This is a genomic window from Alteromonas ponticola (genome assembly GCF_012911815.1).
GTDB classification, from domain to species: domain Bacteria; phylum Pseudomonadota; class Gammaproteobacteria; order Enterobacterales; family Alteromonadaceae; genus Alteromonas; species Alteromonas ponticola.
This window is the reverse complement of the sequence record NZ_JAATNW010000003.1, coordinates 45,499-71,442: the sequence shown is the minus strand read 5'-3', so window position 1 is coordinate 71,442 and position 25,944 is coordinate 45,499. Positions and strand designations below refer to the sequence as shown.

Sequence of the window (25,944 nt, the reverse complement as noted above, 5' to 3'; positions counted from 1 at the left end):
TGGAATGGCATTGTTGCAGCTTCCTTCTGGAACGTGGCTGGCCTATCACATGGCTCTGTATCATTATCCGCATAATGTGCAGTTGCTGTATGAAGTCTCGTTAACAGAATCAGCACAACGCGCCTTGAAAGGAAAATCCACGCTTACCATACTGCCTGAAACGTTTGCGTTGCAACAATTGATGCAAGGTCACACGCTCAGTCTTCATACAACTTTTTATGAAGGGCATTTTGAACGCGGTGGGAAGTCGTTGTTTGCAGATGAAGTGATATTTACAACGCAGTTGTATTACCGCGATCTGCGTGGCCAGGGCAATCACTCTGCTAACGCAGTTTTCGATCGCGTGGCCATTAATGACCACGAGCAACTGGCGATTCATCAGATCACCGGCGCGCCTTCCTTTGATTCGATTCATCTCCTGCATCAGCCTAAAACCGGTAGCAAGCTCAAGTGCCATTTTAAAATTCAAGAACCCCCTGTAAAGGCGTCGATGATTTCGACTCTTGAACAATGTTTGAACAGTGAGAGTCTATATTTTGAGTGGCAGGATTTTGTTCAATAGACATCTGAAAATACTAACCCTGACGCAAATCAGTGTTAAAAAATCAAACTGATTAAAATTGGTTGCTTAGGCTAGCTTGCGTTTAATTTCTTGCACGATAACTTCTACCCGCTTGGGTATGAAATTTTGTCGACGGCAACATAGATATAATGTCTCGCTGACGGGCACGGGCAATTGGTGTGCCCGGATAAGTTGAGGCTTGGAAAACGATTCCACTGCATACAAAGGTAAAACAGTAAAACCTAAGCCCATGCTGACAGGCTCAGGGATCAAACCAATTTGATTACAAAAGCCTGCTTGCTTTAACTGCGGTTTTTTTACATATTCTGCAAAATTGGCACTAAGTAACAGGTTCGCATGATACTTTCCATCAGGATGATCGATAAAGCCCAATGCACTTAAATGTTTCCAGTCCGGTTCGACTATCTCTGCGGGCGTTACCACCAGCAGGGACTCGTCTCCGATCGCTTCGGAAATGAGCGACATATCATCAGGTTTGTTGGTAACCAGACCAATATCGGCACTGCCCTCAGTGAGTGCTTCGATAGTATCATCGTTTGGAGCAAATCGATATTCGATATTCAGTTTGGGGTGCTGACGCTGAAAGGTAAGTAGGTAAGGGTATAGCTTTAAGCCTACACTACCCGGCGACATGACTTTCACGGTACCCTCAAAGGCCGGGTCGTCAGTGACACGATGGCGCAGGATCGATAACGATTCCACAATCGCTTTACCTTCAGTATAAAGTTTACAGCCGGCTTCAGTGAGACGAAATTGCTTATCTTCTCGCGCTATCAATAACACACCCATTTGCGCTTCAAGTTTCTTTATATGTTGGCTGACCCCGGATTGCGTCATGTGCAGTTTGTCTGCGGTTAGCGTGAAGTGCTTGGTTTCAGCAAGGGTGCAAAACGTTTTTAACCAGACAGTGTTTATCATTACAAAGTGTACTCAAAAATATGAAAATTGATAATTTCACTTAATGAAGCTTGGCGTCTACACTCCTCAATGTCAATCAAAGGAGGACAATTTATGAACAATACATTTCCAAGAACGTTTTCTCATATCGGTATATCCGTGCCTGACCTTGAGAAGGCCGTTGAATTTTATACTAATGTAATGGGCTGGTATTTGATCATGAAGCCCACTGAGATTGAAGAAGACGACAGCGCCATCGGCGAAATGTGTACTGATGTATTTGGAGAAGGGTGGGGAAGCTTTAAAATTGCCCATTTATCTACGGGAGACCGAATTGGTGTAGAAATTTTCGAGTTTCCGAACCAGCAAAACCCGGAAAATAATTTTGAATATTGGAAGACCGGTATATTTCACTTTTGTGTTCAGGATCCTAATTTGGAGGAACTGGCAGATAAGATTGTTGCCGCAGGCGGTAAGCGTCGGATGGAGAAGCCCCGATACTATTATCCCGGTGAAAAGCCGTATCGCATGATCTATATGGAAGATCCGTTTGGCAATATTGTAGAGATTTACAGTCATAGTTATGAACTGACTTACAGCGACGGTGCCTATTAACTTCTAATTTTTATGTTCTCGGAAACTTATCAGCAAACCTCCCGCGCCAGCGCGGGTTTGCTGGTCTTCCGTTTTTAGCACTTGATTAATCTGCTGCAAACCACGACATTACGCCTAATTGATATGCTGAATGTCTTGGAAACAGATTTGAGTCTACACACGATATTAGGCGCCAGTGGACAGATTGGCACTGAACTGGCCCGCGCATTATACCATCATCACACCGACCAGATACGCCTGGTCAGCCGTAATCCTCAGTCTGTGAATGCAAGTGACGCTCTGATAAGCGCCGATTTATTAGATTTGCAACAGACCATAAGAGCGGTGGACGGGTCAAATGTGGTTTATCTAACCGCGGGTTTACCCATGGACACCCAGAAATGGGTGGAACAGTGGCCAATCATGATGCGCAATGTGATTACTGCATGCAAAATTCACGACGCTAGATTGGTGTTTTTCGATAACACCTACATGTATCCCCAAACCGAAGAGTTACAAGATGAAGCGACACCATTTGAGCCTAACGGTAAAAAAGGGGAAGTGCGCGCGTCTATTGCCAAAGAGTTACTGGATACAATAAACCGTGGTGAGCTTGAGGCGATGATTTGTCGCGCACCTGAATTTTATGGTCCGGACAAAACCCAAAGCATCACCAACGTAACGATTTTACAGAAGCTAAAACACAATAAAACCGCATTGGTATTTTTGCGTGATGATACCTTACGCACCTTGATCTATACCCCCGATGCCAGCAGAGCGATGGCTTTACTGGGGAACACGTCGGATGCATTCAATCAGACCTGGCACTTACCGTGTGATGATAATCGCTTGACCTATCGACAAATCATTTCGCAGGGTGAACAAGTTCTGAAAAAACCGTGTCGCTATCGCGTGCTAAAAAGGTGGCAGTTGTCGCTAATAGGATTAGTTAACCCTCAGATCAGAGATGCGTCAGAGTTGCTGCCCCGCTACGGTTGCGACAACAAATTTGACTCTGCAAAGTTTAAACAACGATTTCCTGACTTTTGTGTGACTAGTTATCAGGAAGGGGTGCAAAAGTCATTGATAGGCGAAAACGAGTACGTAAATAATTAATACTTTCAGGAATGCAGAATAAAAAAAGCCCGCTCAAAGTGAGCGGGCAAAACAACAAGTGTTGAAGGAAATAAATCCAGGGAACTCATGTCTAACAGGAGAAAAACTCATTCACGATAACGGGTTACATCATGTAGCTCGTCATGTGCTGTATGACTGATGGGGTGCATTATAGAGAAATAGTTGAACCTGACAATTGAGGAAAATTATTTTTTCAGATTAAATAAACTAATCCGTTAATGCCCTGTTAATGCAACGTGATAAATTGGTTTAATGCTACGGTTTATAAAGGCTTTATCAGAAAATATTTTTTCAAAAGGGGCTTGTTTCCGACCCATTGTAATATTATCGTAGCATTAACAAATGTACTGCAAAGCATAATTATGCACAAATTTAATGTACGTGTTTATTACGAAGATACGGATGCAGGTGGCATCGTTTACTATGCAAACTATTTAAAGTTCATGGAACGCGCCAGAACTGAATTGTTACGTGAACTTGGCTACGAACAGGATACACTCATTGAACAATCTGTGGCTTTCGTCGTCAAACGGGTTGAAATGCATAACTATGCGCCTGCACGTTTCAATCAGCTATTGAGTATTGAAACACAGGTTGTAGAATTAAAAGGCGCAAGTGTTACGTTCAAACAACAAATAAAAAATTCTGCTGATGATCTTTTAGTCGCAGCTGAAATATTAATAGCCTGTGTGGATTTGGCCAAAATGACTGCCAGACGCCTGCCGCGCTCATTGAAAGGGGATTTAACGCGTGTCATCTGATTTAACCTTCATTGGCTTGTTTCTTCAGGCAAGCTTTATAGTTCAACTGGTTATGTTGCTTCTTATAGGCGTTTCAATCGCGTCATGGACATTTATTTTCCAAAGGAGCAAAGCACTAACGAAAGCCCGCAAAGAAATGCGACAATTTGAAGATAAGTTCTGGTCTGGTGCCGATCTAAACCGCCTATACCAGGAATTGTCTGCGCGCACGAATGTGTCGGGAATGGCGAGTTTGTTCTGTGCTGGATTTAAAGAGTTTGTGCGCCTGCGTAAAAGCAATACCAGCATTAACGGCATTGTTGACGGCACCGATCGTGCAATGCGGGTAAGTATGTCGCGCGAGGTAGAGAGTCTTGAGAGTCATCTGCCTTTCCTGGCCACTGCCGGTTCCATCAGCCCTTATATCGGCTTGTTCGGTACCGTATGGGGTATTATGAACGCGTTTATTGCGTTGGGCGAAGTGCAGCAGGCAACATTAGCAATGGTGGCGCCGGGTATCGCTGAGGCACTCATCGCGACGGCTATCGGTTTGTTTGCAGCTATTCCCGCAGTTATTGCGTATAACCGTTTCAGTAATCAGGTTGAAAAGCTTGAAAACAGTTACGGCAACTTTATGGAAGAATTTTCAGCAATACTTCACCGGCAGGCGATTGCATCTCACGTCCAGTCACCACCGCAGCAATAATTGTCTGACTGGGAGAATTCACTATGTATACACGTAAACGTCGCCGCCCGGTTTCTGAAATTAATGTGGTTCCCTACATTGATGTCATGTTGGTGCTACTGATCATTTTTATGGTCACCGCACCATTAGTGACTCAAGGCGTAAAAGTTGATCTGCCAAAAGCCAGTGCTGAACCCATCGAGCAAGAAGATAATCCGCCTTTGATTGCGTCTGTAGATGTAAAGGGCCGATACTATTTAAATGTGGGTGAGGATCAAGAGCGTGTTCTTGAGGGGGATGAATTAGCTGCACTAGTGCAGGCACAGCTCCAAAAAGATCCCAAAATTCCAGTGGTTGTAAAAGGAGATGGGCAGGTTGCCTACAATGAAATTATTCAGTTAATGGTGCTGTTACAGGGAGCAGGTGTGCCTTCTGTTGGACTCATGACCGATCCGGTGGAACCTGAGTGAAGAAAAAACAGTCGTCGCTGTCGCCTGAACAACAATCGTTGCTAAAATCTCTGGGACTTCATCTGGGGATAGCAATAGTGTTGCTAATAAGCATCACTATTTCTCCGGAGCCCTTGATGGCACCCGCTGAGTCTGCGCCTGCTATTCAGGCAACCTTCATCGATGCTCAGGCCATTGCTGATCAAAAACGTGCGCAACAACAAGCGCAAGCTCAAGCCCGTGCAGAAGAAGAAAAGAAGCGTCAGGCAGCAGAACGAGAACGGCAACGACAACTAAAAATTAAACAGGAAGCTGAGCAAAAACGCAAGCAGGAAGCAGAACGCAAGCGTCAGCAGGAATTGCGTGAGGTGGCAGCGCAAAAAGCAAAAGAAAGAGAAGAACAAGAGAGAAAAGCCAAGGCAGAAGCCGAGCGTAAGCGTAAGGAAGCGCAGGAAAAAGCTGAAATGGAAAGAATTATGCAGGAGCAGCTGGAAGCGGAGCAGGCCGCTCAGCGTCAGCGCCGAGCGAAGCAGGTGTTGTCTGAAACTGAGCGCTATCAGGCATTAATCCAGCAAACCATTAAGCGTTATCTGATCGAAGATGAAAGCTTTGAAGGTAAGTCCTGTCGCTTAAATATAAAACTAGCCACAACCGGGCTGGTGACACAAGTTACTATTCTCAAGGGCGATCCTGCATTGTGTCGTGCAGCACAAAGTGCTGTGTTAAGACCCGACAAAATGCCCATGTCAGACGCGCCTGATGTGTATGAAAAACTTAAAGACATTAATTTAACAGTGGAACTATAAAACGATGCGAAAATTTCGAGTATGGCTCACCGTTGCCTTATGTTCAGTTAGCATGCTGGCTCAGGCAACCCTTGAAATTGTGATTACCGAAGGTGTAGATAGTGCACGTCCAATCGGTGTAGTGCCATTCAAATGGAAAGGAAACGGCCAACAACCGGGTGCAATCTCTGATGTGGTAATGGCAGATCTAATGCGTAGTGGTAAATTTAATCCTGTTTCACCTGATAAAATGCCACAACAGCCAACCACCGATGGCGAGATAAACTACGCTGCGTGGGCCGCTGCAGGAGTCGATACAGTATTAGTGGGTACGGTGGAAGAGCAGTCGGTCGACCGCTATCAAGTGTCGTACGAGTTAATTGATGTGCTGCGTGGGCAGATTACCAATGGAAAATCTCGCGTTTTGAGTAACGGCGAGCTAGTTGCAAGTAAAGATCATATCATTGATTCAAGACAAGCAATGATAAACAGTAAAGACTTTCGTCAATATGCCCATCGCATCAGTGATGTGGTATACGAAAAACTCACGGGCACGCGCGGCGCGTTCTTGACCAGAATTGCCTATGTTATTGTGCGTGACCGTGAAACCAACAAATTGCCCTATCAGTTAGTCATAGCTGATTATGATGGTGAAAATGAAACTCGTTTATTGTCCTCGCCAGAGCCGTTAATGTCGCCTTCATGGTCTCCGGATGGAGAAAAACTGGCCTACGTGAGTTTTGAAAATAAACGCCCACAAATTTTCATTCAGGATATTTACAGTATGCAGCGTACGCGAATTACAGACTTTCCCGGAATAAATGGAAGTCCTGTTTTTTCGCCGGATGGCAAACAACTTGCTATGGTGTTGTCAAAAGATGGCAATCCCGAAGTTTATGTTATGGACTTAGCCAGTAAAGATTTGCGTCGAATCACCCGAAATAGAGCCATTGATACTGAGCCGTCATGGGCACCTGATGGAAAAACCTTGATATTTAGTTCCGAACGGGGTGGTAAACCTCAGATTTATAGCGTAAATTTAGCATCAGGAAAGATCAGACGACAGACGTTTGAGGGTGAACAGAATTTGGGTGGTACGATAACACCCGACGGAAAACAGCTGGTGTTGGTTAACCGCACGCGCGGAAGCTACCACATAGCCAAACAGGGAATGGATAATGGTGCACTGCAAGTGCTGACGCGTACCTATCTGGACGAGTCACCGAGCATTGCCCCGAACGGAAGCATGATTATTTACAGCACCCTTCATGAAGGAACACAGGTTTTATCCCTGGTTTCGCTCGATGGGCGTTTTAAGGCCAGGTTACCAGCAGCCAATGGGCAAGTGAAATCACCAAGTTGGTCACCATTTTTGTTTTAATAAGCTAAAATCATTGATGAATTAAGTAAGGAATAAGAGGATGCAAATGAACAAAATAATGAAAAGCTTCATTATCGCGTTACCTGTGGTGACTTTGATGGCCTGTTCTTCAGGTCCTAGCGAAGAAGAATTAGCTGCAGAAAGAAACCGCATGGCGCAAGAACAAGCTGAAGCAGAGCAAAGAGCACGCGCAGAAGAAGAGCAGCGTGTTCAAGCTGAATCTGCACAGCGTATGGAGCGTCAGAAGGAGATGGTTCAACAGCAGATGGATGAACTGAAGCGCGAGCAAACAGTTTATTTTGATTTCGACCGCTCAACCATCAAATCAGAATTCCAAAGCTTACTTGATAAGCATGCTGAATTTCTGGTTCAAAATGCTGATCAGCAAGTCGTTATCGAAGGTCACACTGACCAACGCGGTACGCCTGAATACAACATCGCATTAGGTGAGCGTCGTGCACAAGCTGTAGAAACTTACTTGCTCAATGCGGGTGTAAACAGCAGCCAGGTCTCTACTGTTTCTTACGGTGAAGAAAAACCAGCGGTGATGGGCTCTACTGAATACGCACAAGCTCAAAACCGCCGCGGAGTGGTAGTTTATAAATAATGACTAAAGCAATAACAGACCGACATTTTTCCGGTTCTATTGCTCGGGGCGCTACCTTGTGTAGCGCCTTGCTTGTTTCTGTAATGGTGAATGCGCAAGCGCCTGTTTACGATGTAAACAATAACGACAATAGTCGTCGCGCGAGTGCCAGCCAGGGGCAGGGCATGCCGGTAGGAACAGTTGAGCAGCGGGTCGAAATACTGGAAAGAATGGTTGATAGTCGCACGCAAATGCAACATCGACTGCAACAACAATTGGACACTATGCAGAGTGAAATAGACGAACTGCGCGGTGCGGTTGAAGTGCATACCAACCAACTTGAAAAAGTGCTCGAACGCCAACGCGAGCTCTATCTTGAAATAGATAAGCGGGTTGAGGCGCTCAAGCAAAGTGGCTCCCCTTCATCAGCAGACGATGACACTAATTCGGCGGTGTCACAACCCGTTTCACGGCCCTCTGCGAATGCGGAAGACGAGAGCACTGCTTATGATAATGCGGTGAATCTGATTTTGCAGTCACGTGAATACGACAAAGCTATTCCTGCATTTCAGGCATTTATACAGCGCTTCCCAAACAGCCAATATGCGCCGAATGCTCATTACTGGTTAGGTCAGTTATTGTTTAATAAGCAGGAGTGGGCGCAAGCACAGGAACAATTTGAAATTGTTTCTAATCGCTTTTCCAACTCGAGTAAGCGAGCTGATGCGTTATTAAAATTGGGTGTGATTGCTGAACGCCAGAATAACAATCAGCAGGCTAAACAGTTTTACCAGCAAGTGATCGAAATGTATCCAAATTCTTCTGCCAGAAAGTTGGCTGAATCCAGAATTAGTGGTCTATAATTTTTCACATCTGTGTGGATGTTGAAAAACCTCTCTTTTGAGAGGTTTTTCATTTATAACAGTTAAACTACTAGTGATTCCGACGGTTTGTGACCATTCCGTAAACGATTTGTTTTTATTTTAGGCGTTTGACGCAACTTTTTAAGAAAAGTGAAAATAAATCGCAGTTTTGGGTTGCACCCTCGGCTGAAATCAGTATTATATGCCGCCGTTGCCAAGCACTGGCAACAACAGAAAAGCGAAGGGTCGTTAGCTCAGTTGGTAGAGCAGTTGACTTTTAATCAATTGGTCGCTGGTTCGAATCCAGCACGACCCACCACTTTCCTCGCTTTTCATAACTCGTTGATGGGTCGTTAGCTCAGTTGGTAGAGCAGTTGACTTTTAATCAATTGGTCGCTGGTTCGAATCCAGCACGACCCACCATCTTCGAGTAAAACCAAACTCCTATCGAAATTTAAAAAAACTCCCTGAGCGTAGAATTAGATTCGAACCAGCGAAGCTGTTCGACAACAGCGCGCAGCGCTTTTGAACGTGCTTTAGCACGGCCCGCAGGGTGAGCCCACCGGGCGAATAATCCAGCACGACCCACCATCTTCGAGTAAAACCAAACTCCTATCGAAATTTAAAAAAACTCCCTGAGCGTAGAATTAGATTCGAACCAGCGAAGCTGTTCGACAACAGCGCGCAGCGCTTTTGAACGTGCTTTAGCACGGCCCGTAGGGTGAGCCCACCGGGCGAATAATCCAGTACGACCCACCATCTTCGAGTAAAATCAAACTCCTATCGATATTTACAACCACAGTCTAATGTCGAATCAAATCTAAATTAGATTAAATTGATTTAAACAATTTATGCTCTATGAAGGTCTTAAGAAAATGAATTATTTTTGACAATCGTGTATAATTTCTGCCGATATTTTTTCAAGGCCGTAGTCTGGATAAGAGTTATGACAGTTGTATTTAGAGTCGATGAGATCGACTACCCATTTCCAAGCAAGCCTGTGCAGTTATCTGACGCGCGCAAACAACAATTGCGCGAAGAGATTAAAGCGTTGTTAAAACAACGAAACGCCGTCATGGTGGCGCATTATTACACTGACCCAGAAATACAGGCGTTAGCCGAAGAGACGGGCGGCTGTGTCGCTGATTCTCTGGAAATGGCGCGATTCGGTCGCGATGCAAAAGAGCAGACGCTTATTGTAGCAGGCGTAAAATTTATGGGCGAAACGGCTAAAATTTTAAGCCCTGAAAAAAGTGTCCTGATGCCCACATTAGAAGCAACATGCTCGCTGGATTTGGGGTGCCCCATTGATAAATTCAGCGAGTTCTGTGACGCTCACCCCGATCACACAGTGGTCGTCTACGCGAACACCTCTGCTGCGGTGAAAGCACGCGCTGACTGGGTAGTAACATCCAGTATTGCACTTGAAATTGTTGAGCACCTTGAAGAGCAGGGCAAGCCTATCATTTGGGGGCCAGACAGACACCTGGGTGCATATATTGCAAAGAAAACCGGTGCTGACATGTTGATGTGGCAGGGCGAGTGTATTGTTCATGATGAGTTCTCTGCACAAAAACTAAAAGACATGAAAGCGGTCTATCCTGATGCTGCGGTGCTGGTTCATCCTGAGTCCCCGGCAAGCGTTGTTGATATGGCTGATGCGGTCGGCTCAACCAGCCAACTGATTGCTGCAGCTAAGAATATGTCAAACGATACTTTCATCGTCGCTACAGACAAAGGCATTTTTTATAAAATGCAGCAGCAAGCGCCTGACAAGACTTTCATTGAAGCACCGACTGCAGGTAACGGGGCCACCTGTAAAAGCTGCGCACACTGCCCGTGGATGGCAATGAACGGATTAGAAGCGGTTCGCAATGCATTAACCGAGAATAAATCCTCACACGAAATTCATGTGGATGAGCAATTGCGACAAAAAGCTCTCATTCCACTTAACCGTATGCTGGACTTTTCTGCACAGTTAAAAATGAAAAAAGCCGCAAACGCATAATATTTCTTTAAATAATCAAATTTCATCAGCTTTGACTTGATTCAGCGGGCGTATTTCCCTACTATACAGCCCGCTTTATTAAGCTTGCCAAAGGCACTTAAATAAAAAATTTGGAGAGATGGCTGAGTGGGTGAGCATTCGGTTGTCGAAGACAAAAAACAGTGATTTAACATCACTGTTTTAGAAGCGCAACGGCAAGACAGGACGTCTTGCCTGGGTGACGATCATCAGGGACGTGTTTATGACTACCCGCTTCGAAGAAAAAATTTGGAGAGATGGCTGAGTGGGTGAGCATTCGGTTGTCGAAGACAAAAAACAGTGATTTAACATCACTGTTTTAGAAGCGCAACGGCAAGACAGGACGTCTTGCCTGGGTGACGATTATCAGGGACGTGTTTATGACTACCCGCTTCGAAGAAAAAATTTGGAGAGATGGCTGAGTGGCTGAAGGCGCACGCCTGGAAAGTGTGTATACGTTAATAGCGTATCGAGGGTTCGAATCCCTCTCTCTCCGCCAGATACAAACGACCCCGCTAATGCGGGGTTTTTTGTATCCGGATGAAAGATAGATGAGAACCCGAGTGTAGGGTTCGACAAAACGGCAGGATTGCCGTTTTGCACAACCGAAGGTTGCCCGTAGGGTGAGCGCCATGGACGGCGTGAAATGAATCCCTCTCTCTCCGCCAGATATAAAAAAACCGGCTTTTGCCGGTTTTTTTATATCTGGACAAAAGGTGGATGAGAACCCGAGTGCAGGATTCGACAAAACGACAGAATTACCGTTTTGCACTACCTTATATCAAATATCGCCACCACTTTGCTCTGCAACGAAACAGCTTCCATTTGATCTAAAGAAAACTGGGTTAAATCCAGTTTTCGCCCATCGGACGTAATGGCATATAAGGTTCGGCCGGGTTTATATAGCACAAATGACTCTGCGACCATGGCAAAGCATCTGACTGCCTGTTCATTTTTCTGCAGTTGGAAAAAACGTTCGTCCCCTTTGATATCATCGGCAATACCTTCAAATCGCTCACAAAATGGAATCGATTGAATAATCTTGTGTTCTTTAAGTAAGGCAATCACCGCCATTTCTGCGGCAGGGCAGGCGACCAGACAAATGCTGTTTTGTTTGATGGGACACAGGTTTGCTTCCATTTCATTCTTCTCTAATCCTTTCTCTTTCAAGTATTGCCGACGCGTTTGAATTCGCCAATTAAATTTAACTAATCTGACTGAAATTATCGTTGTGAATCTCTAGCAGAACGTGCCTGCCAGCTCAACACGAAGACCAGCAAACAGGGCAAGAAGGTTAGTGTGATAAAAGTAGAAAAGGCAATGCCCACCAGCACCACGATGCCGATCCCACGATACAATTCGGTGCCGGCCCCGGACAGAATAACTAATGGGGCGAGGCCCATCACAGTGGTGGCCGTAGACATCATAATAGGCCTTAGTCGGCTTTCTACGGCATCTTTGACCGCGTCTATCACGGTGCTGGCCTGTGCCAGATTGGCCCGGGCTTTTTCGACAATAAGAATGGGGTTGTTCACCACGGTACCTAACAGGATGACAAAGCCCAGCATGGTGATCATGTCAAAAGGTTGATGAACGCCGTTCATACCGAGTGCATCGACTACGCTTCCAACCGCATTGACAGTCACTATGCCGATGATACCGCCAGCAATGCCCAGCGGAACCGTGACCAGAATAAGCACCGGATATTTCCAATTGGCGAAGATGGCGACCATCAGCAGGTAGATCAAAATTAACGAGACAAATAAATTCGTCATTAACGAGTTGCGGGTAGACTCTAACTGATCGGCCGCGCCAGTGATGGAAAAACTCACTGAAGAGGGGGCTTCGCCATTGCTTTTAAGTGCCGGGAGCAGTTCATCTCTGACTTTGCCCACCGCCGTTTCCAGGGCAATCTCTTCAGGTGGAATGATGTACACTGAAACCGTGCGGCGTCCGTCTACCCTGCGCAACTCGTCACTGTCAACGGTTTCTCTAAGCTCAGCCAATGCATTCAGCGGCAGTACATCACCACCGGGGGTTCTTACCGGGGCACGTGAGAGTTGTCCCAGGCTCTGATCGACGCCGGCATCGCTGTAAAGAAAGATATCTACTTTGTTGTCGTCCAGAATAAACTCATCTACGTAGGCACCATCGCTGTAGGCAGCGATTAAAAAACCAAAGTCGTGTGCATTCATGCCCAGCTCAGCGAGCCTGTCCCAGCGTGGATGAATCTCAATTAAGGGTTGGTCCAGCGACAACGAGGCAGGATCAGAATCAATGCGGGGTTGAGTAAACAATGTCTCTGCTCGTCTGATAACGTGGGTGGCAGTCTGATATAAATCTGCCAGCGACGGCCCGGACAGATTCAGATTAACTGCTCGGGTACCGCCCTGATTACTGGAAATGATTGAGCCGCGGTTAGAGAAAGCGCGCATGCCGGGATACGACTCAAACAGTGTAGTTAATGCATTCATCATGGCATCAATATTGGTATCCACTTTGGGTTCACTCATTACCCATATCACGCCGGCAGACACTTGCATTGAGTAATATTCAAGTGGCGGCAAGGCGTTAGATTCAGGGTCGTAATCGTCTTCATTACTGTCAACTGCCGCTTCCAGCTTTGTCAGGATCTCTTCGCTGATGCGGGTCATCTCTTTTACGTTATAGCCCGGTGGCGCAAACATTCGGGTAAAGGCCTTGGGCTCTTCGCCTTCAGGCAAATACTCGGCAGCGGGCATAAACAGGTATGCAATACCCAATGTTAATCCTGCACATAGCACGAGAGTTAGCATGCGTAGGGAAGTGTGGCTGATGAGCCCGTTAATGCCATCAAGCATTTTCTTTTTGGTGTGGGTTGCGCGTTTTGCGGTGTCTCCTAAGCCAAAATTCGCGCATGCGGTAGGCACGATTAACAGGGCAAACAACATTGAGGCAAGAATGGAGGCGGAAATGGCAATGGCAATATCAGAATAGAGTTGGCCGGCTTCTTCCTGTATAAACAGGATAGGCGCGAACACCAGCACCGTTGTTGCACTTGAGGCAATCACGGCAGTCCATACCTCACTGACCCCCTCAATGGCGGCTTGCATCCTTTCCAGCCCTCGTCTTTTAGCGCTTTCGATACTTTCGAGCACGACAATGCTGTTGTCCAGGGTCATACCAATGGCAAAAGCGACACCCGCCAGCGAGATGACATTGATGGTTCGATCAAAAGCCAATAAACCGAGAAATGCCGCAATGGTGCAAACCGGGATACCCATCAGACAGATTAAGGTGGCTTTGGCCGAGCGCAAGAACCAGTACATGATAGCGCAGGCAAGTAACGCCCCTAAGCACAGATTAAAGAACACATTCCGTACTGAAGATTGTACGTAGCGTACATCGTCACCAATCAGAATGATCTGCATCCCGTTCGGCTCCAGCACTTCGCGGCGTAAAGCGTCTATCGTTTGCAGCATTTCTTCTTTGATATCAATGACGTTAGAGCCCAGTTCACGGTTAACCGCTAAGGTGATAGCCCGCTCTCCACCGATAGTTGCAAACCCCCTGCTTTCGTAATGATCCAGTTTTACCGAGGCAATGTCCTTAAGGTGGATATTGGCACCTTGCTGATGACTGACGATAATGTTTTCCAGTTTAGCCACATCTCTGACCCGCCCGATAGTTCTTAGCAGGTAACGTCGCTTACCATCATCAATATCACCGGCACTGGTATCCTGCATGCGTTCCTGAATGGCAGCACGCACATCGCTAAGTGTCAGGTTTCGCTGCGCTAATTTAGTCGGGTCTACTTTAACCTGGATTTGTCTGAAGGTGTTTCCTCTCACTTCCACTTCGGACACGCCATTGACGCGCTCCATTCTTGGTCTGACATTGTCATCAACAAAATCACCAATCATGTTCATATCGAGGTTCAGTGGATTTCCAGGCTTGGGTAACAAGGAAAAGTACATAAAGGAATTGTGCGAAAAGCTCGAACTGTTCAGCTTGGGCTGATCGACGTTCTCCGGATAACCCGGTACCTGACTCAGTGCATTTGCCACCCGGATTAAGGCTTCGTTAATATCCACGCCGAAGGGGAATTCAAGCTCAATGCTGGCACTCCCTGTGCGAGCGTATGACTCCATTCGGACTAGGTTGGGCAGTGAGTCTAAGTAGCGCTCCTGCTCAATTAATATTTCTTTTTCAATGTCCTGTGGGGTGGCACCGGGCCATCCCGTGTCGACACTAATGATGCGGGTATCCAGGTTGGGGATCATCTGCACTGGCATGCGCAGGGCGGCGACCAGACCAAGTACGCACAGTATCAGCACACAAACCGTTAACAGTTTGCCTTTATCAATGACTGATTCAATTATCCGCACTGTTGCCCTCTCTGCCAGAGGATTCAACTTTTACTTTTTGCCCTTCCTGCAATACTTCATTGCCGCGAATGACTACCTTTTCGTTCGCTTTTAACCCTTTTAACACGACTACGCCTGCCATTGCGCTTTTGCCGAGGGTTAGTTGCCGGCGTCGGGCTTTATCCCCCTCTACCACAAAAGCACTGTAGCCACCGTCAGCATGCCGCAGCAAGGCATCGCGAGAAACCACTATCCCTTCCTGATCCATGGCAAAATCAAGCTTTACCATTACCGAGGTGCCCGGCACTAATTCTTCATTCTGGATGGTGCGCAAACGCAACAGAAACGACCGCGCGCCCTCTGTACCTACGGGTACAAAAGTCGCAATTTCCGCTTCAATGGGCTGGTCGGGCTGGGTATCCGGGATGAGCGTGATACTGGATATGGTATCGAGTTGAGCGTATTTTTCCTGCGGCAGAAACACGTCAACTCTCAATTCATTGGTCGAAACCAGAGTCAGCACACTGCTTCCGCGGCTATGCCACTCTCCAACCTCAGCATTTTTCCGCACAATAATGCCGTCAAAAGGAGCAAAAAGCTGGTGCTTATCTATCAGCGTCTGACGGTAACTGACGTTCGCTTTAGCACCATTCAGTGAAGCTTTTGCCGCCAGTTGCCTGTTTTCACGGGTCAAAAGTTCAGTTTTGGCAATGTGGTTTTGATCAACTAATTTATTCGCTTCTGCTAGCGCACGCGCAGCTTCATCGTATTCTACTTGCGCCTCTTCCAGCGCTGCCTGAGCCTGAGAGAGCTCCTGCTGAGCCAGTTGCTTATCTAACGCTAACAACAGGTCACCCTGTTTTACTTTGCTGCCTACGTCAACATTGAGGCCGTTTACCCGGCCGTCGATTTCGGTCGACAGTTCAGAGCGCTGAAGGGAGTTCACTGAGCCGGCTAACACCAAGCTATCACTGACGGCTTCTGCGGCAACGGTTTCCACGCGAACAGGAACGACGTTATCAGCCTGCGCGTAACTTTCTGCAGGGGCAACAAGCCAGCAAATGAAAAGAACAACTGTATTCCAGCGTGGATGATGGGTCATAAGTAACTCAGGGTGAACATTTTTTGCACTACCTGTTGGTTACTCGCCAATTGCATAAACGGATGAAATTGTTTTAAAAAAGCAATTGAGTAGAGCAGATTTACCTGAGTGGATCGATCAGGACTTGTTCATCAGCCGTTGGAATTCGTCAATAAATAACCCTAAGTGATAACCATCCATCAACGCATGATGCACGTGCACGGAAAACGGCATCAGTTTTTTGCCATCAACATCGGTTATTCTGCCAATGGAAATCTTTGGACAACTATCCGGAAAGGAGAAGTTTCTGGCATGTGAGACTGAGGTGAACTTTATCCATGGCAGGGCAGAAAAGTGAATAACGTTGTCACCTGAGCCCGAGGGAGTCAGATCATCGCTGTTTCTTACCTTTTCAATTTCGACTGAGGCATATTTTTCAAATTCTGCAAACGATGGGCTATACGTGAGATTTGAAAAACCAAAGGTACCGTTTGCCCGGTTGATGGTGGAGGCGGCATTAACCTTTTCATGCACGATAACCTTGTCATCCATAATGCGATAACGAAACGCTTCCACATGGTTGGCAGCGACAAGTGCCTTATGCAGATAATACAAAAAGAACGATACGTTTTGCCGTTTTGCCTGTGCATAAGCCGCTGTGCAGTCGATATCAACGGTGACACCAAAAAAGGGTTCTTCGTAGGTTTTAAAAAAGTGGTAGTGGGCTTTTCTGTCCCAGCTATCAATATCTAATTCGGTATAACGCATATTAGTTTTTATCTCGATAATTCATCTTTAACCAGAGCAATTGCCGTTGAAAGGCTGTCGTCAGCGCTTACCTGATGATCAGCAATGACGCCAAACCTCTCCCAGTTAGTTTGAGTATGCGGATGATGAGTATGCGCGTAATTGAGTGTTAAATTAACGTGCTGACTCACAGGCACCGTTTTTTTCATTAGCGCAACGCCCATTGAATCTTCACCGACAAGGGTGGCGGCATTGTGATGTTTAAGCGTGTAGCTGACAAATTCCCAGGGGCCGGCAACAAATCGGGATTGTAAAATAAATACCGGCTTACCGGTAAACATTTGATACTCATTAGCGTTATCATAAACGACAAGCTGGGCTGGCGTTTCTGCAGGGTTCAGATACACCTGTGCAGTCACTGTATCGGGGGGAAGAAAATAGCCGATAAGCATCTGCGCCAATGGCAAGGTTCCCAGACCAGCGCTACGTAGATCAATGATCAATGCTTTTGACGTTGCCAGGTGTTCCATCGCTGAACGCAATTTATCGGTTGAATTGGAATACTGAAAATCCCCATCAAAGTGAATGAGGCCGATATCGTTGCCAAGCTCACGGGTTTGAATTGAATTGGACTCTTGCCTGCTCAAGTGACTATTCAACGGGGTATCAGGCTGCCGTTCGGATATCTCAAATCCTGTGTCACTGGTGGCGTTTATCAATAATCCTTCGAATTTTTGTTTAAACATGCCTAATGGGTAGGCGGAATTAAATGTCCCTTGCTGCTGAGCATGCGTTATGTCCTGCAACGCCTTTGTGGCTTTATCTGCAAATAAATAATCATGTCTGAGAACCGATTTGGTGTTGGTTACGATTTCGTGCAATTCATCGGGGGAGAGTACTCGTTCCTCCTGTGACGCAATAGTCGGCTGCACCACCAGGCTTGCCATCATTATGAATAAGGCGATCTTTATTATTTTTTTCATCGTGTTATGACATCGCGGACAATAGCAAGGGAATATGCGCGATTAATTATTTTTCAAGAGCTGGCTTCTATTTTCACTCAGCTATCCCCCTCGCTGTCATAAAAGTGTCATCTGCCTGAATAACAATGACAGTAAGCTTATTTGTAATAACCTGAGTGTGTAACTGCTTAGCGCCTCAGGTTGAAGGTATTTAGTATGTTGCCAGCACTCTCTGTTCGTTCCAAGTTACTCGTTCTTATTACCATCCCGTTACTGTTAAATGCCATTCTAGCCTTGTACGCCAGTCAGCGACTGGGGGTAGTAAGTGATGCTGTGCAAACGGTTAGCAGCGAGCGTTTACAACCGCTGCAGACGCTGGACAAAATCATGCGCCTTTACAGTAATGGTGTGGTCGATTTGGCGCATAAAAGCCGTGCACAAATGTTGCTTTGGGACGAAGCACAAAACCAGCTTGCTGAAACGAAACAACAATTGCAGGAAGCCTGGCAGGCATACCAGAATCGCGAGCTGCTTGGCGAAGAAAAAGCATTACTCGAAAGCAATCTGCCCGCGTTTGAAGCTGCAGCGCAAGCAATTGCCAAACTGGAAGGCTTTATCGACAAGCAGTCATCGTACAGTATCGGCAGTTTTGTTGATTTGCAGTTATACCCGGCACTCGAACCCGTGCAATCGCTGGTCAGACAATTAATTGAAATTCAAAGTGAGCAGGCGCAGGCCTCGGCGATTGAGGCTGAGGATATTGCCAGCAACGCGCAGGTGACCGTATTTGCGATTTTACTGGTGATGACCGCTGCGTTAACCGTGATGGGTGTCTGGTTGTATCGCGGTATTCGTAAACCCCTTACGGTTATGCTTAACACGGTTACAGACATTGAAAAATCGCGCAATTTAACACTGCGTACCCAGCTGGAAAGCAAAGATGAATTTGGTGACATGGGGCGTCGCTTTGATCGCATGATGACCACGATTGGTGAACTGATTAACGACTTGCAGCAAGTCGGTCAGCGCGCCGAAACCGTTTCACGGAAAATGCTGGAAGTGAATAACAACACTGTGGAGCGGATTGAACAGCAACATGCTGAAATTACCACCATGGTTAGTGCCATTGAGCAGGTTAATCAATCCGCCTCAATGGTGCTTGACGATGTCAGAGAAGCGGAAAAGGCAACGCTCAATGCCGACAAGGTTTCTAAAGAAGGCGGCGCCTCCGTAAAGGCCACTATCACCAGCATTGAAAGTCTTTCAGCCGAAGTGTCATTGGCGGTCTCCTCCATTCAGACGCTCAAGGATGACAGTGAAAGTATTGGCGGCGTGCTGGATGTGATCAAGGGGATTGCCGAACAAACCAACTTACTGGCGTTAAATGCCGCTATTGAAGCCGCCCGTGCAGGAGAGCAGGGGCGAGGCTTTGCCGTTGTCGCTGATGAGGTGCGTCAACTAGCCAGCCGCACCGCGGTATCAACGCAGGAGATTCAGCAGATTATTCAGAAACTGCAACAGGGAACCTTATCTGCGGCTGAAATTATGTCGAACGGTAAAGACAGTGCCGGAACCAGTGTTGATACCGCGCGCAATGCTGGTGACGTATTAAATGAAGTTGAAGCGGTGTTTCAGGCTATTTTGCGCAGCAGTCAGGCGATAGCAGGAGCGGCAGAGGAACAAATGCATATTGCCTCTGAAGTTAATCAGCGCGCGGGCAAGGTAGGGGAGTTAACCCACCAGACCTTAACGCTTTCTACGGAGACGGCAGAAACAGGCAAGCAGGTAGCGGAAATTTCAGAAGCATTGCGTACATCGCTGGGTCAATTCATCACCCGGTGAGTCGGTGAACACAAAATTTACGTACACAGAACATTCCGGGAAAGGTTATTCAAGGACACCTGATGCCGCTATTTCGTTCTATATCTTACGCTATCGTTCTGTTTTTGTGCGTTTCTTGTGCCAGTCAGCAAGCATCGCCATCGCCAGAAGCGGTTGAACCATCAACGGTATTTTCAACCCCGGTGCCGGTTGAAGTCAGAAACGACAATGGCTATTTCCAGCTATACCGTGGTGGCAAGCCCTTTTTTATCAAAGGGGCGGGCGGAACCAGCCATTTAGTCGCATTAGCGGATGCGGGCGGAAATGCCTTTCGTACCTGGTCAACTGATAACGCCAAAAAGCTATTGGATGAAGCCCATCGCAATAATCTTGTAGTGATGCTGGGTATTAGCCTGGGACACGAACGACACGGCTTTGACTATAGTAATAAACAAGCCGTTGAGGAGCAGTTCGCGCGGGTAAAAGATGAGGTGCTGCAGTTTAAGGATCATCCTGCGTTGCTGGCCTGGGGCATAGGAAACGAAGTAGATTTGTTTTATACCAATACAGATGTCTGGTATGCGATTGAAGACATTGCCAATTTTATCCAGACAGTGGATGAAAATCATCCTGTTACTACCGTTACCGCAGGCATCGATAAGGATAAGCTGGCATTGATACAGGAGCGCGTGCCGAGCCTGGATTTTCTAAGCATCAACATGTATGGGGGCCTTGAAACACTTCCTCAGGACTTACTCGATATGGGGTATTCCGGGCCCTTCGTTGTCACCGAATGGGGCCCTACGGGACACTGGCAGGTGGAGAAAACCCAGTGGGAAGCGCCCATTGAGCAAATCAGCACTGAAAAAGCGGCATCCTATCAGGACCGGTATCAGCAGGGCATCATCGCGGCCAAAGGACGCGCGTTAGGTTCATTTGCTTTTCTGTGGGGCCAAAAGCAGGAAACAACGCCTAGCTGGTATGGTGTGTTCACTGAATCGGGGCATGCCACTGAAGTTGTCAATACCCTGACCTATAATTGGACGGGCAAGTGGCCTGAGCAACGCGCGCCTTCCATCGAACAAATAAGCCTGGAGCGCCAGTCCCGTTTTGATAATGTTACCGTAACAGCGGAGCAGGAATTGAATGCTGAGGTGGTGTTTACCTCCGCGGATGATAACACCCCGGCCATTCAGTGGGAGGTGTTACCTGAAAGTACGGACATAAAAGCCGGCGGCGATCCCGAATCGCGCCCCCAGGCGGTCAAGGGGCTCAACGTGCGAAGCAATGGATTAGGAATGGTAACCTTTAATGCCCCTGCAACGCCTGGTGCATACCGCTTGTTTGTCTATGTCACCAACGCCAATGGTAAAGCGGCCTATGCCAATATCCCTTTCTGGGTAAACAAAAATCAGTAAAAAGAGGTAGTAATCGCGCTTCTTAGCCAGTTTATGGACTCATCCTGCTCAGTATCCTGATGCCAGTACAGATGGGTGGACAAGGCTGATACCGACACGGGGAGTGGCATAACCTGCAAATCAGCGTCAAGCAGCTCAGCGGCGAGCAGCGAGGGCAACGTCAGCAGCAATGACGTGCCTTTTACAATTTTCTTAGCTGAATGGTAATTCTGGCAACGAATGGTTATTTTTCGGTTTAGCCCTAATTGCAACAGGCTGATATCTTCTACGACGTGTCCGTCGCTGCGATTTGACACCGCAATATGTTCTGCTGATAAATAGGCATCGGGTGAAAATGCAGTCGCAACCGGATTGTGTCTGGCCATCAGCACCGCAAAGTTATCACTGGTGAGGGGTTGATGTTTTATGGGCGACTGAATCGCTCTGGCGACATCAATCACCACATCCACCTGACGGTTGGTCAGTTGCCTGGCCACCATGTTGCGATCTAACTTAACGCTTTTCAGTTTTGCCTGTGGTGCGCGCTGCTGTAACTGTTGCTGCAAGGCGGGCAACACCAGCGGTTCGAGCGCATCATGGATCGCCACAACGAAGGTTTGCTGAGTTTGTGCCAGTTCAAACTGCCCGCATTGTTGTAAAGTTTTGCGAAGTTTGCTGAGCAAATCTACGACCGTGGGCGCAATCTTCTTACAGGCTGGCGTGGGCTCCAGCTGCATGCCTTTGCGGACAAACAGTTCATCATCCAGCGCACTGCGCAGGCGCTTTACCGCGTGACTGACTGCCGAGGGGCTGATAAACAGCACTTTACTGGCCGACGTCATGTTGCGCTCCAGATATAACACTTCAAAAACCTTAAGCAGATTCAAATCCAGTTGCTGCAGTTGCTTATCCGCCAGCATAAGTCTTCCATTGATGAATATTGTTCACAGTATACTATCAATATTTTTCACTTCATTCATGGTCTAAGCTGGAATAGGGTTATACGGTATATCAATGAGGGAGAGTAACGTGGATTTTCAGCCCAATGCCCGATGTCAGGCTTATCTAACCAAACTGAAGCAGTTTATGCAGCAGCATGTGTACCCGCTTGAGCAACAGGTTACCGAAGAAAATCATCGCCTTAATCACCATGGTAACTGGCAGGACTGGAAGGTGCCTTCACCGATACCCTCGCTAAAGCAAAAAGCGCGACAGGCGGGGTTATGGAATTTGTTTTTGCCGGACGATAAGTTAGGGCAGGGGCTGACATGTCTGGAATATGCACCGTTAGCCGAAGAAATGGGAAGAGTGTTGTTTGCGCCCGAAATATTTAACTGTAACGCGCCAGATACCGGCAATATGGAAGTGCTCTATCATTTTGGTAATGAACAACAAAAGCAAGCCTGGCTAACGCCTTTACTGAATGGTGAAATTCGCTCCGTTTTTGCCATGACCGAACCCGATGTAGCTTCATCAGATGCCACCAATATGCAGGCCACTATCGTCGAAAAAGGTGATAACCTGGTGTTAAATGGCACTAAATGGTGGACAACAGGACTGGGCCACCCGGGTGCAAAAGTGGCCATCTTTATGGGGTTGTCCAACCCTGAGAATGAAAAACACGCCCGCCATGCAATGGTGTTGGTGCCACTTGACAGTAAAGGGCTTGAAATTAAGCGCATGCTTACTGCAAGTCAGGATTACGATGCGCCTTATGGTCATGGCGAAATGCAGCTAACCGATGTGGTGGTACCCAAAGCAAACCTCATCATGGGAATGGGAAAAGGCTTCGCTATTGCGCAGGGGCGACTGGGGCCAGGCCGTATTCATCACTGTATGCGCGCCATCGGAGCGGCTGAACGCTGTCTGGAGTTGATGATCAAGCGTGGTTTTGCGCGTGAGGCATTTGGTAAACCCATTATCAAACTGGGTGGAAATCAGGAGCGGGTGGCGAAAGCACGTATAGCAATCGATCAGGCGCGTCTGTTAACGTTAAACGCAGCCTGGAAAATTGACACCTATGGGGTCAAGCAGGCCATGACCGAAATCTCTGCGATTAAAGTGGTGGTGCCAAATGTGTTGCAGGAAGTCAGCGATATGGCCATTCAACTCCATGGTGGTGCAGGCGTGTCCGCGGATTTCCCTCTGGCCGCATTCCATGCCGCGGCCAGAGTGCTACGATTGGCCGATGGCCCTGATGAAGTGCATATGGGCATGGTGTCCCGTCTGGAACTGGCGAAATATCAAAAAGGTATACAATGACAGCGTCTCGATTACTCATTACCGGCGGTGCGACCGGCTTCGGCAAAGCACTGGCGCTTTGTTGGGCGACTCATTATCAGCACAAGGGTACACTTAAAATCTGTATTGCAGATATTCATCAACAGCGCGGTGAAGAAACCGTTCAAGCATTAGAAGCGCTGGGGGCAGACGCCTTTTTCATCCAATGTGACATTACCGATGAAGCAGATATAGAAGCGACTAAAAACGCAATCGTAGATAGATGGCAAGGCGTTGATATTGTTATCAATAACGCCGGGGTTGCCACAGGGGGCTCGCTCAACGGGGAGTCGTTGGAGCAGTGGCAGTGGGTATTTAATATTAATCTGTTTGGTATGGTTAAAGTAACGCAGTGCATGGTTGATGTATTTCGTCAGCAGGGTCACGGTTATTTTATCAACGTCGCGTCACAGGCGGGCGTCACGCCAATTCCGCTGATGGGCAGTTACAATGCGGTAAAAGCCGCGGTGGTTTCTTTTTCTGAAACTATGAAAACGGAGCTGGCACCGGAGAATATCGACGTCAGTGTTGTGTGTCCGAGCTTTTTCAAAACCAATCTGGATGAGTCAATGCGCACCAGTGAACAAATTATGCGTGACAGCATTCAACGCCAATTCAGTCGTGCTGAAATGACGGCAGAGCAAGTCGCTGAACAAGTGTGGCAACAGGCTCAGAAACGGCGTTTTCTCATTCTCACCCATAAAAGCGGCAAGACAGCGTATTTGATGAAAAAATGGCTGCCTATGGATTGGTACCTGAACAAAATTATCAAGGCGACTAAAAAGATGGTGTTAAAAGCACGGAAGGGACAAACTCACCATGGCTGACGTTATTGACAAGGCAGGTGCGGTCAGACAAGGGGAAGAACTCGATGTTGCGGCGGTCGATACCTGGCTCAAACAACATATCGATGCGCTGGAAGGAAAGCCTGCGGTTACCCAGTATAGTGGCGGGGCGTCTAACTGGACCTATTGTCTCGAGTACGACAATAGAGCTTTGATATTGCGACGGGCACCGGCAGGCACCAAAGCCAAAGGTGCCCACAATATGCAACGGGAATATACCCTGCAAAAGGCGTTAAAACCGGTTTATCCCTACGTGCCTGAAATGCTGGCAATGTGTGAAGATGAATCGGTGCTGGGCACCGACTTTTATGTAATGGAAAAGCTGGTGGGCATTATACCGCGCAAGCACATGCCCAGAGGCGTGGCGTTGTCGCCTCAACGCACCACGCAGTGGTGCAAAAATGTCATTGACTGTCTTATCCAGCTCCATCAGGTTGATATTCATCAAACCGGATTAAATCAGTTAGCCAAAGGTGAAGGGTACATCGAACGCCAGATCGCCGGTTGGAGTCAGCGTTATCAAAATGCTAAAACCTGGAATGTGCCTTCGGCTAAGTTTGTCATGCGCTGGCTTGAAAACAACATGCCAGCGAATGAAACCATATGTCTAACTCACAATGACTTCCGGTTTGACAATCTGGTGCTTGATCCGGATGACTACACTCGCGTTACCGGCGTGCTGGACTGGGAACTGGCCACGTTGGGCGATCCGCTCATGGATTTAGGAAATTCGCTGGCGTACTGGGTGCAGGCTGACGATGATTTTCTGGCCCAGTCCACACGCAGACAGCCGACACATTTACCCGGCATGCTCACCCGCAAAGAGGTGGTGGATTACTACCTGTCTAAAAACCAGATTGACTGTGATGATTTCACCTTTTATGAAGTGTATGGATTGTTTCGGTTGGCCGCCATTGTTCAGCAGATATACTATCGTTATCATCATGGACAGACTGGAAATCCGGCGTTCAAACGGTTTTGGATTTTCGTACATTATTTGCTTTGGCGGAGCAAAAAGGCAATCAAGCGGCGAGGTGGCTAATGGCAGCAATTTATTTGATCCGACACGGGCAGGCGAGTTTTCATGCCGATGATTACGACAAGTTATCTGATCTGGGTATCGAGCAGGCCGCATTTGTGGGACGTGCAATGGCTTATCAGAAAGTCGTGCCAGACGCGATATACCGGGGCGATTTGCTACGCCATCAGGAAACCGCAGAGCACAGTTTACCTGAATACGGTGAAGGGCTCGATGTACACGTTATGCCGCAATGGAACGAGTATGATCATCGGGAAATTCTCGCCCGTTACGATGAGCGACTGGCCACACCAGCTTCAACCAAGGAATTATTAGGAAGCCACCCCAATCCTATTGATGCTTTCAAGCAGGCGATCACAAATGCAATGGACCGCTGGATGAGGGGCGAACATGATGATGAGTATTCTGAAAGCTGGGATTACTTCAATGCCAGAGTGTTTGAAGGTCTGGATGTAGTACGCAAGTCGGAGCATCAGGCGTCGGTGGTGTATACCTCAGGGGGCCCCATTAGCCTGATTACCTGCAAGCTTCTCGGTTTACCGCTGACCGACTTAATGAAAATCAACTGGATGTTGGTGAACGGTGGCATCACCAAGCTCATTGTGCGCGGTAAGAGTCGCAAACTTTCCCTTTCCAGTCTTAATGAACACAGCGTTTTTGCCAATACCGCGGATAAGCGGTTTATTACCTATACATAATC

24 protein-coding genes and 3 tRNA genes are annotated in these 25,944 nt (G+C 47.3%); 20 read left to right on the top strand and 7 right to left on the bottom strand.

What is annotated here, in order from left to right; translation table 11 throughout:
* Positions 1-4: 4 nt before the first annotated feature.
* On the top strand, positions 5-562 hold the full coding sequence (locus tag HCJ96_RS05240) for a hypothetical protein (protein WP_169209995.1): 558 nt from the start codon (positions 5-7) through the stop codon (positions 560-562).
* Positions 563-628: 66 nt separating this feature from the next.
* Here the strand turns inward: HCJ96_RS05240 and HCJ96_RS05235 are convergent, their stop codons facing one another.
* Positions 629-1,501: a LysR family transcriptional regulator gene (locus HCJ96_RS05235; RefSeq protein ID WP_169209994.1), complete on the bottom strand. Its 873-nt coding sequence runs from the start codon at positions 1,499-1,501 to the stop codon at positions 629-631.
* 93 nt (positions 1,502-1,594) lie between these two features.
* Here HCJ96_RS05235 and HCJ96_RS05230 point away from each other — a divergent pair, with 93 nt between their 5' ends.
* The 13 genes from HCJ96_RS05230 to HCJ96_RS05170 all read left to right on the top strand — a co-directional run bounded on the left by HCJ96_RS05230 (position 1,595) and on the right by HCJ96_RS05170 (position 11,225).
* A complete protein-coding gene (locus tag HCJ96_RS05230) occupies positions 1,595-2,095 on the top strand; it encodes a lactoylglutathione lyase family protein (protein WP_169209993.1) in 501 nt (166 codons plus the stop codon).
* Positions 2,096-2,242: 147 nt separating this feature from the next.
* Entirely contained in the window at positions 2,243-3,190 is a 948-nt protein-coding gene (locus tag HCJ96_RS05225; RefSeq protein ID WP_246261169.1) for an NAD-dependent epimerase/dehydratase family protein, read from the top strand.
* Positions 3,191-3,573: 383 nt separating this feature from the next.
* Entirely contained in the window at positions 3,574-3,972 is a 399-nt protein-coding gene (gene ybgC, locus HCJ96_RS05220) for a tol-pal system-associated acyl-CoA thioesterase (protein WP_169209992.1), read from the top strand.
* Positions 3,962-4,657 (top strand): protein TolQ, encoded by a 696-nt coding sequence (tolQ, locus tag HCJ96_RS05215; protein WP_169209991.1) that lies wholly within the window; start codon positions 3,962-3,964, stop codon positions 4,655-4,657. Before ybgC ends, tolQ begins: the two co-directional genes overlap by 11 nt.
* Positions 4,658-4,680: 23 nt before the next feature.
* Positions 4,681-5,106 (top strand): protein TolR, encoded by a 426-nt coding sequence (gene tolR / locus HCJ96_RS05210; protein ID WP_169209990.1) that lies wholly within the window; start codon positions 4,681-4,683, stop codon positions 5,104-5,106.
* Entirely contained in the window at positions 5,103-5,891 is a 789-nt protein-coding gene (tolA, locus tag HCJ96_RS05205; protein WP_169209989.1) for a cell envelope integrity protein TolA, read from the top strand. Before tolR ends, tolA begins: the two co-directional genes overlap by 4 nt.
* A 4-nt stretch (positions 5,892-5,895) precedes the next feature.
* Entirely contained in the window at positions 5,896-7,251 is a 1,356-nt protein-coding gene (tolB, locus tag HCJ96_RS05200) for a Tol-Pal system beta propeller repeat protein TolB (protein WP_169209988.1), read from the top strand.
* A 40-nt stretch (positions 7,252-7,291) separates the two neighbouring features.
* The gene (gene pal / locus HCJ96_RS05195; protein ID WP_169209987.1) at positions 7,292-7,858 is read left to right on the top strand and encodes a peptidoglycan-associated lipoprotein Pal; all 567 of its coding nucleotides are present in this window, start codon (positions 7,292-7,294) and stop codon (positions 7,856-7,858) included.
* A complete protein-coding gene (gene ybgF, locus HCJ96_RS05190) occupies positions 7,858-8,700 on the top strand; it encodes a tol-pal system protein YbgF (protein WP_169209986.1) in 843 nt (280 codons plus the stop codon). The genes pal and ybgF overlap by 1 nt, the downstream gene beginning before the upstream one ends.
* 243 nt (positions 8,701-8,943) lie before the next feature.
* A tRNA-Lys gene (locus HCJ96_RS05185) sits at positions 8,944-9,019 on the top strand.
* A 28-nt stretch (positions 9,020-9,047) separates the two neighbouring features.
* Positions 9,048-9,123: transfer RNA gene (locus HCJ96_RS05180), tRNA-Lys, on the top strand.
* A gap of 523 nt (positions 9,124-9,646) precedes the next feature.
* Positions 9,647-10,708, top strand: coding sequence for a quinolinate synthase NadA (nadA, locus tag HCJ96_RS05175; protein ID WP_169209985.1), 1,062 nt, complete (start codon positions 9,647-9,649; stop codon positions 10,706-10,708).
* Between the two features lie 426 nt (positions 10,709-11,134).
* Positions 11,135-11,225, top strand: a tRNA-Ser gene (locus HCJ96_RS05170).
* 272 nt (positions 11,226-11,497) lie between these two features.
* Here the strand turns inward: HCJ96_RS05170 and HCJ96_RS05165 are convergent.
* From HCJ96_RS05165 to HCJ96_RS05145, 5 genes are all read right to left on the bottom strand, one after another.
* Complete coding sequence (locus tag HCJ96_RS05165; RefSeq protein WP_169209984.1) at positions 11,498-11,866, bottom strand: hypothetical protein; 369 nt, start codon at positions 11,864-11,866, stop codon at positions 11,498-11,500.
* 83 nt (positions 11,867-11,949) lie between these two features.
* Positions 11,950-15,087 carry an efflux RND transporter permease subunit gene (locus tag HCJ96_RS05160; RefSeq protein WP_169210346.1) on the bottom strand — a complete coding sequence of 1,046 codons (3,138 nt, stop codon included), beginning with the start codon at positions 15,085-15,087 and terminating at the stop codon, positions 11,950-11,952.
* A complete protein-coding gene (locus HCJ96_RS05155) occupies positions 15,080-16,174 on the bottom strand; it encodes an efflux RND transporter periplasmic adaptor subunit (protein ID WP_169209983.1) in 1,095 nt (364 codons plus the stop codon). Before HCJ96_RS05155 ends, HCJ96_RS05160 begins: the two co-directional genes overlap by 8 nt.
* Before the next feature lie 117 nt (positions 16,175-16,291).
* Positions 16,292-16,921, bottom strand: coding sequence for a chloramphenicol acetyltransferase (locus HCJ96_RS05150; protein WP_169209982.1), 630 nt, complete (start codon positions 16,919-16,921; stop codon positions 16,292-16,294).
* Positions 16,922-16,929: 8 nt separating this feature from the next.
* Positions 16,930-17,883: a S41 family peptidase gene (locus HCJ96_RS05145; protein WP_169209981.1), complete on the bottom strand. Its 954-nt coding sequence runs from the start codon at positions 17,881-17,883 to the stop codon at positions 16,930-16,932.
* Positions 17,884-18,078: 195 nt separating this feature from the next.
* Between HCJ96_RS05145 and HCJ96_RS05140 the strand changes: the two genes are divergently transcribed.
* Together HCJ96_RS05140 and HCJ96_RS05135 are read left to right on the top strand one after the other, a co-directional pair.
* Entirely contained in the window at positions 18,079-19,704 is a 1,626-nt protein-coding gene (locus HCJ96_RS05140; RefSeq protein ID WP_169209980.1) for a methyl-accepting chemotaxis protein, read from the top strand.
* A gap of 62 nt (positions 19,705-19,766) precedes the next feature.
* Entirely contained in the window at positions 19,767-21,101 is a 1,335-nt protein-coding gene (locus tag HCJ96_RS05135; protein ID WP_169209979.1) for a glycoside hydrolase family 2 TIM barrel-domain containing protein, read from the top strand.
* Here HCJ96_RS05135 and HCJ96_RS05130 read toward each other — a convergent pair.
* Positions 21,095-22,000 (bottom strand): LysR family transcriptional regulator, encoded by a 906-nt coding sequence (locus tag HCJ96_RS05130; RefSeq protein WP_169209978.1) that lies wholly within the window; start codon positions 21,998-22,000, stop codon positions 21,095-21,097. The genes HCJ96_RS05135 and HCJ96_RS05130 overlap by 7 nt on opposite strands.
* 109 nt (positions 22,001-22,109) lie before the next feature.
* On the opposite strand from HCJ96_RS05130, the gene HCJ96_RS05125 reads away from it, so the two are divergent.
* The 4 genes from HCJ96_RS05125 to HCJ96_RS05110 are packed head-to-tail and all read left to right on the top strand — an operon-like array spanning position 22,110 to position 25,942.
* The gene (locus HCJ96_RS05125) at positions 22,110-23,342 is read left to right on the top strand and encodes an acyl-CoA dehydrogenase family protein (protein ID WP_169210345.1); all 1,233 of its coding nucleotides are present in this window, start codon (positions 22,110-22,112) and stop codon (positions 23,340-23,342) included.
* A complete protein-coding gene (locus HCJ96_RS05120) occupies positions 23,339-24,187 on the top strand; it encodes an SDR family oxidoreductase (RefSeq protein WP_169209977.1) in 849 nt (282 codons plus the stop codon). Before HCJ96_RS05125 ends, HCJ96_RS05120 begins: the two co-directional genes overlap by 4 nt.
* Positions 24,180-25,247: a phosphotransferase family protein gene (locus tag HCJ96_RS05115; RefSeq protein ID WP_169209976.1), complete on the top strand. Its 1,068-nt coding sequence runs from the start codon at positions 24,180-24,182 to the stop codon at positions 25,245-25,247. Before HCJ96_RS05120 ends, HCJ96_RS05115 begins: the two co-directional genes overlap by 8 nt.
* The gene (locus HCJ96_RS05110) at positions 25,247-25,942 is read left to right on the top strand and encodes a histidine phosphatase family protein (protein WP_169209975.1); all 696 of its coding nucleotides are present in this window, start codon (positions 25,247-25,249) and stop codon (positions 25,940-25,942) included. The genes HCJ96_RS05115 and HCJ96_RS05110 overlap by 1 nt, the downstream gene beginning before the upstream one ends.
* The last annotated feature ends 2 nt before the right edge of the window (positions 25,943-25,944 follow it).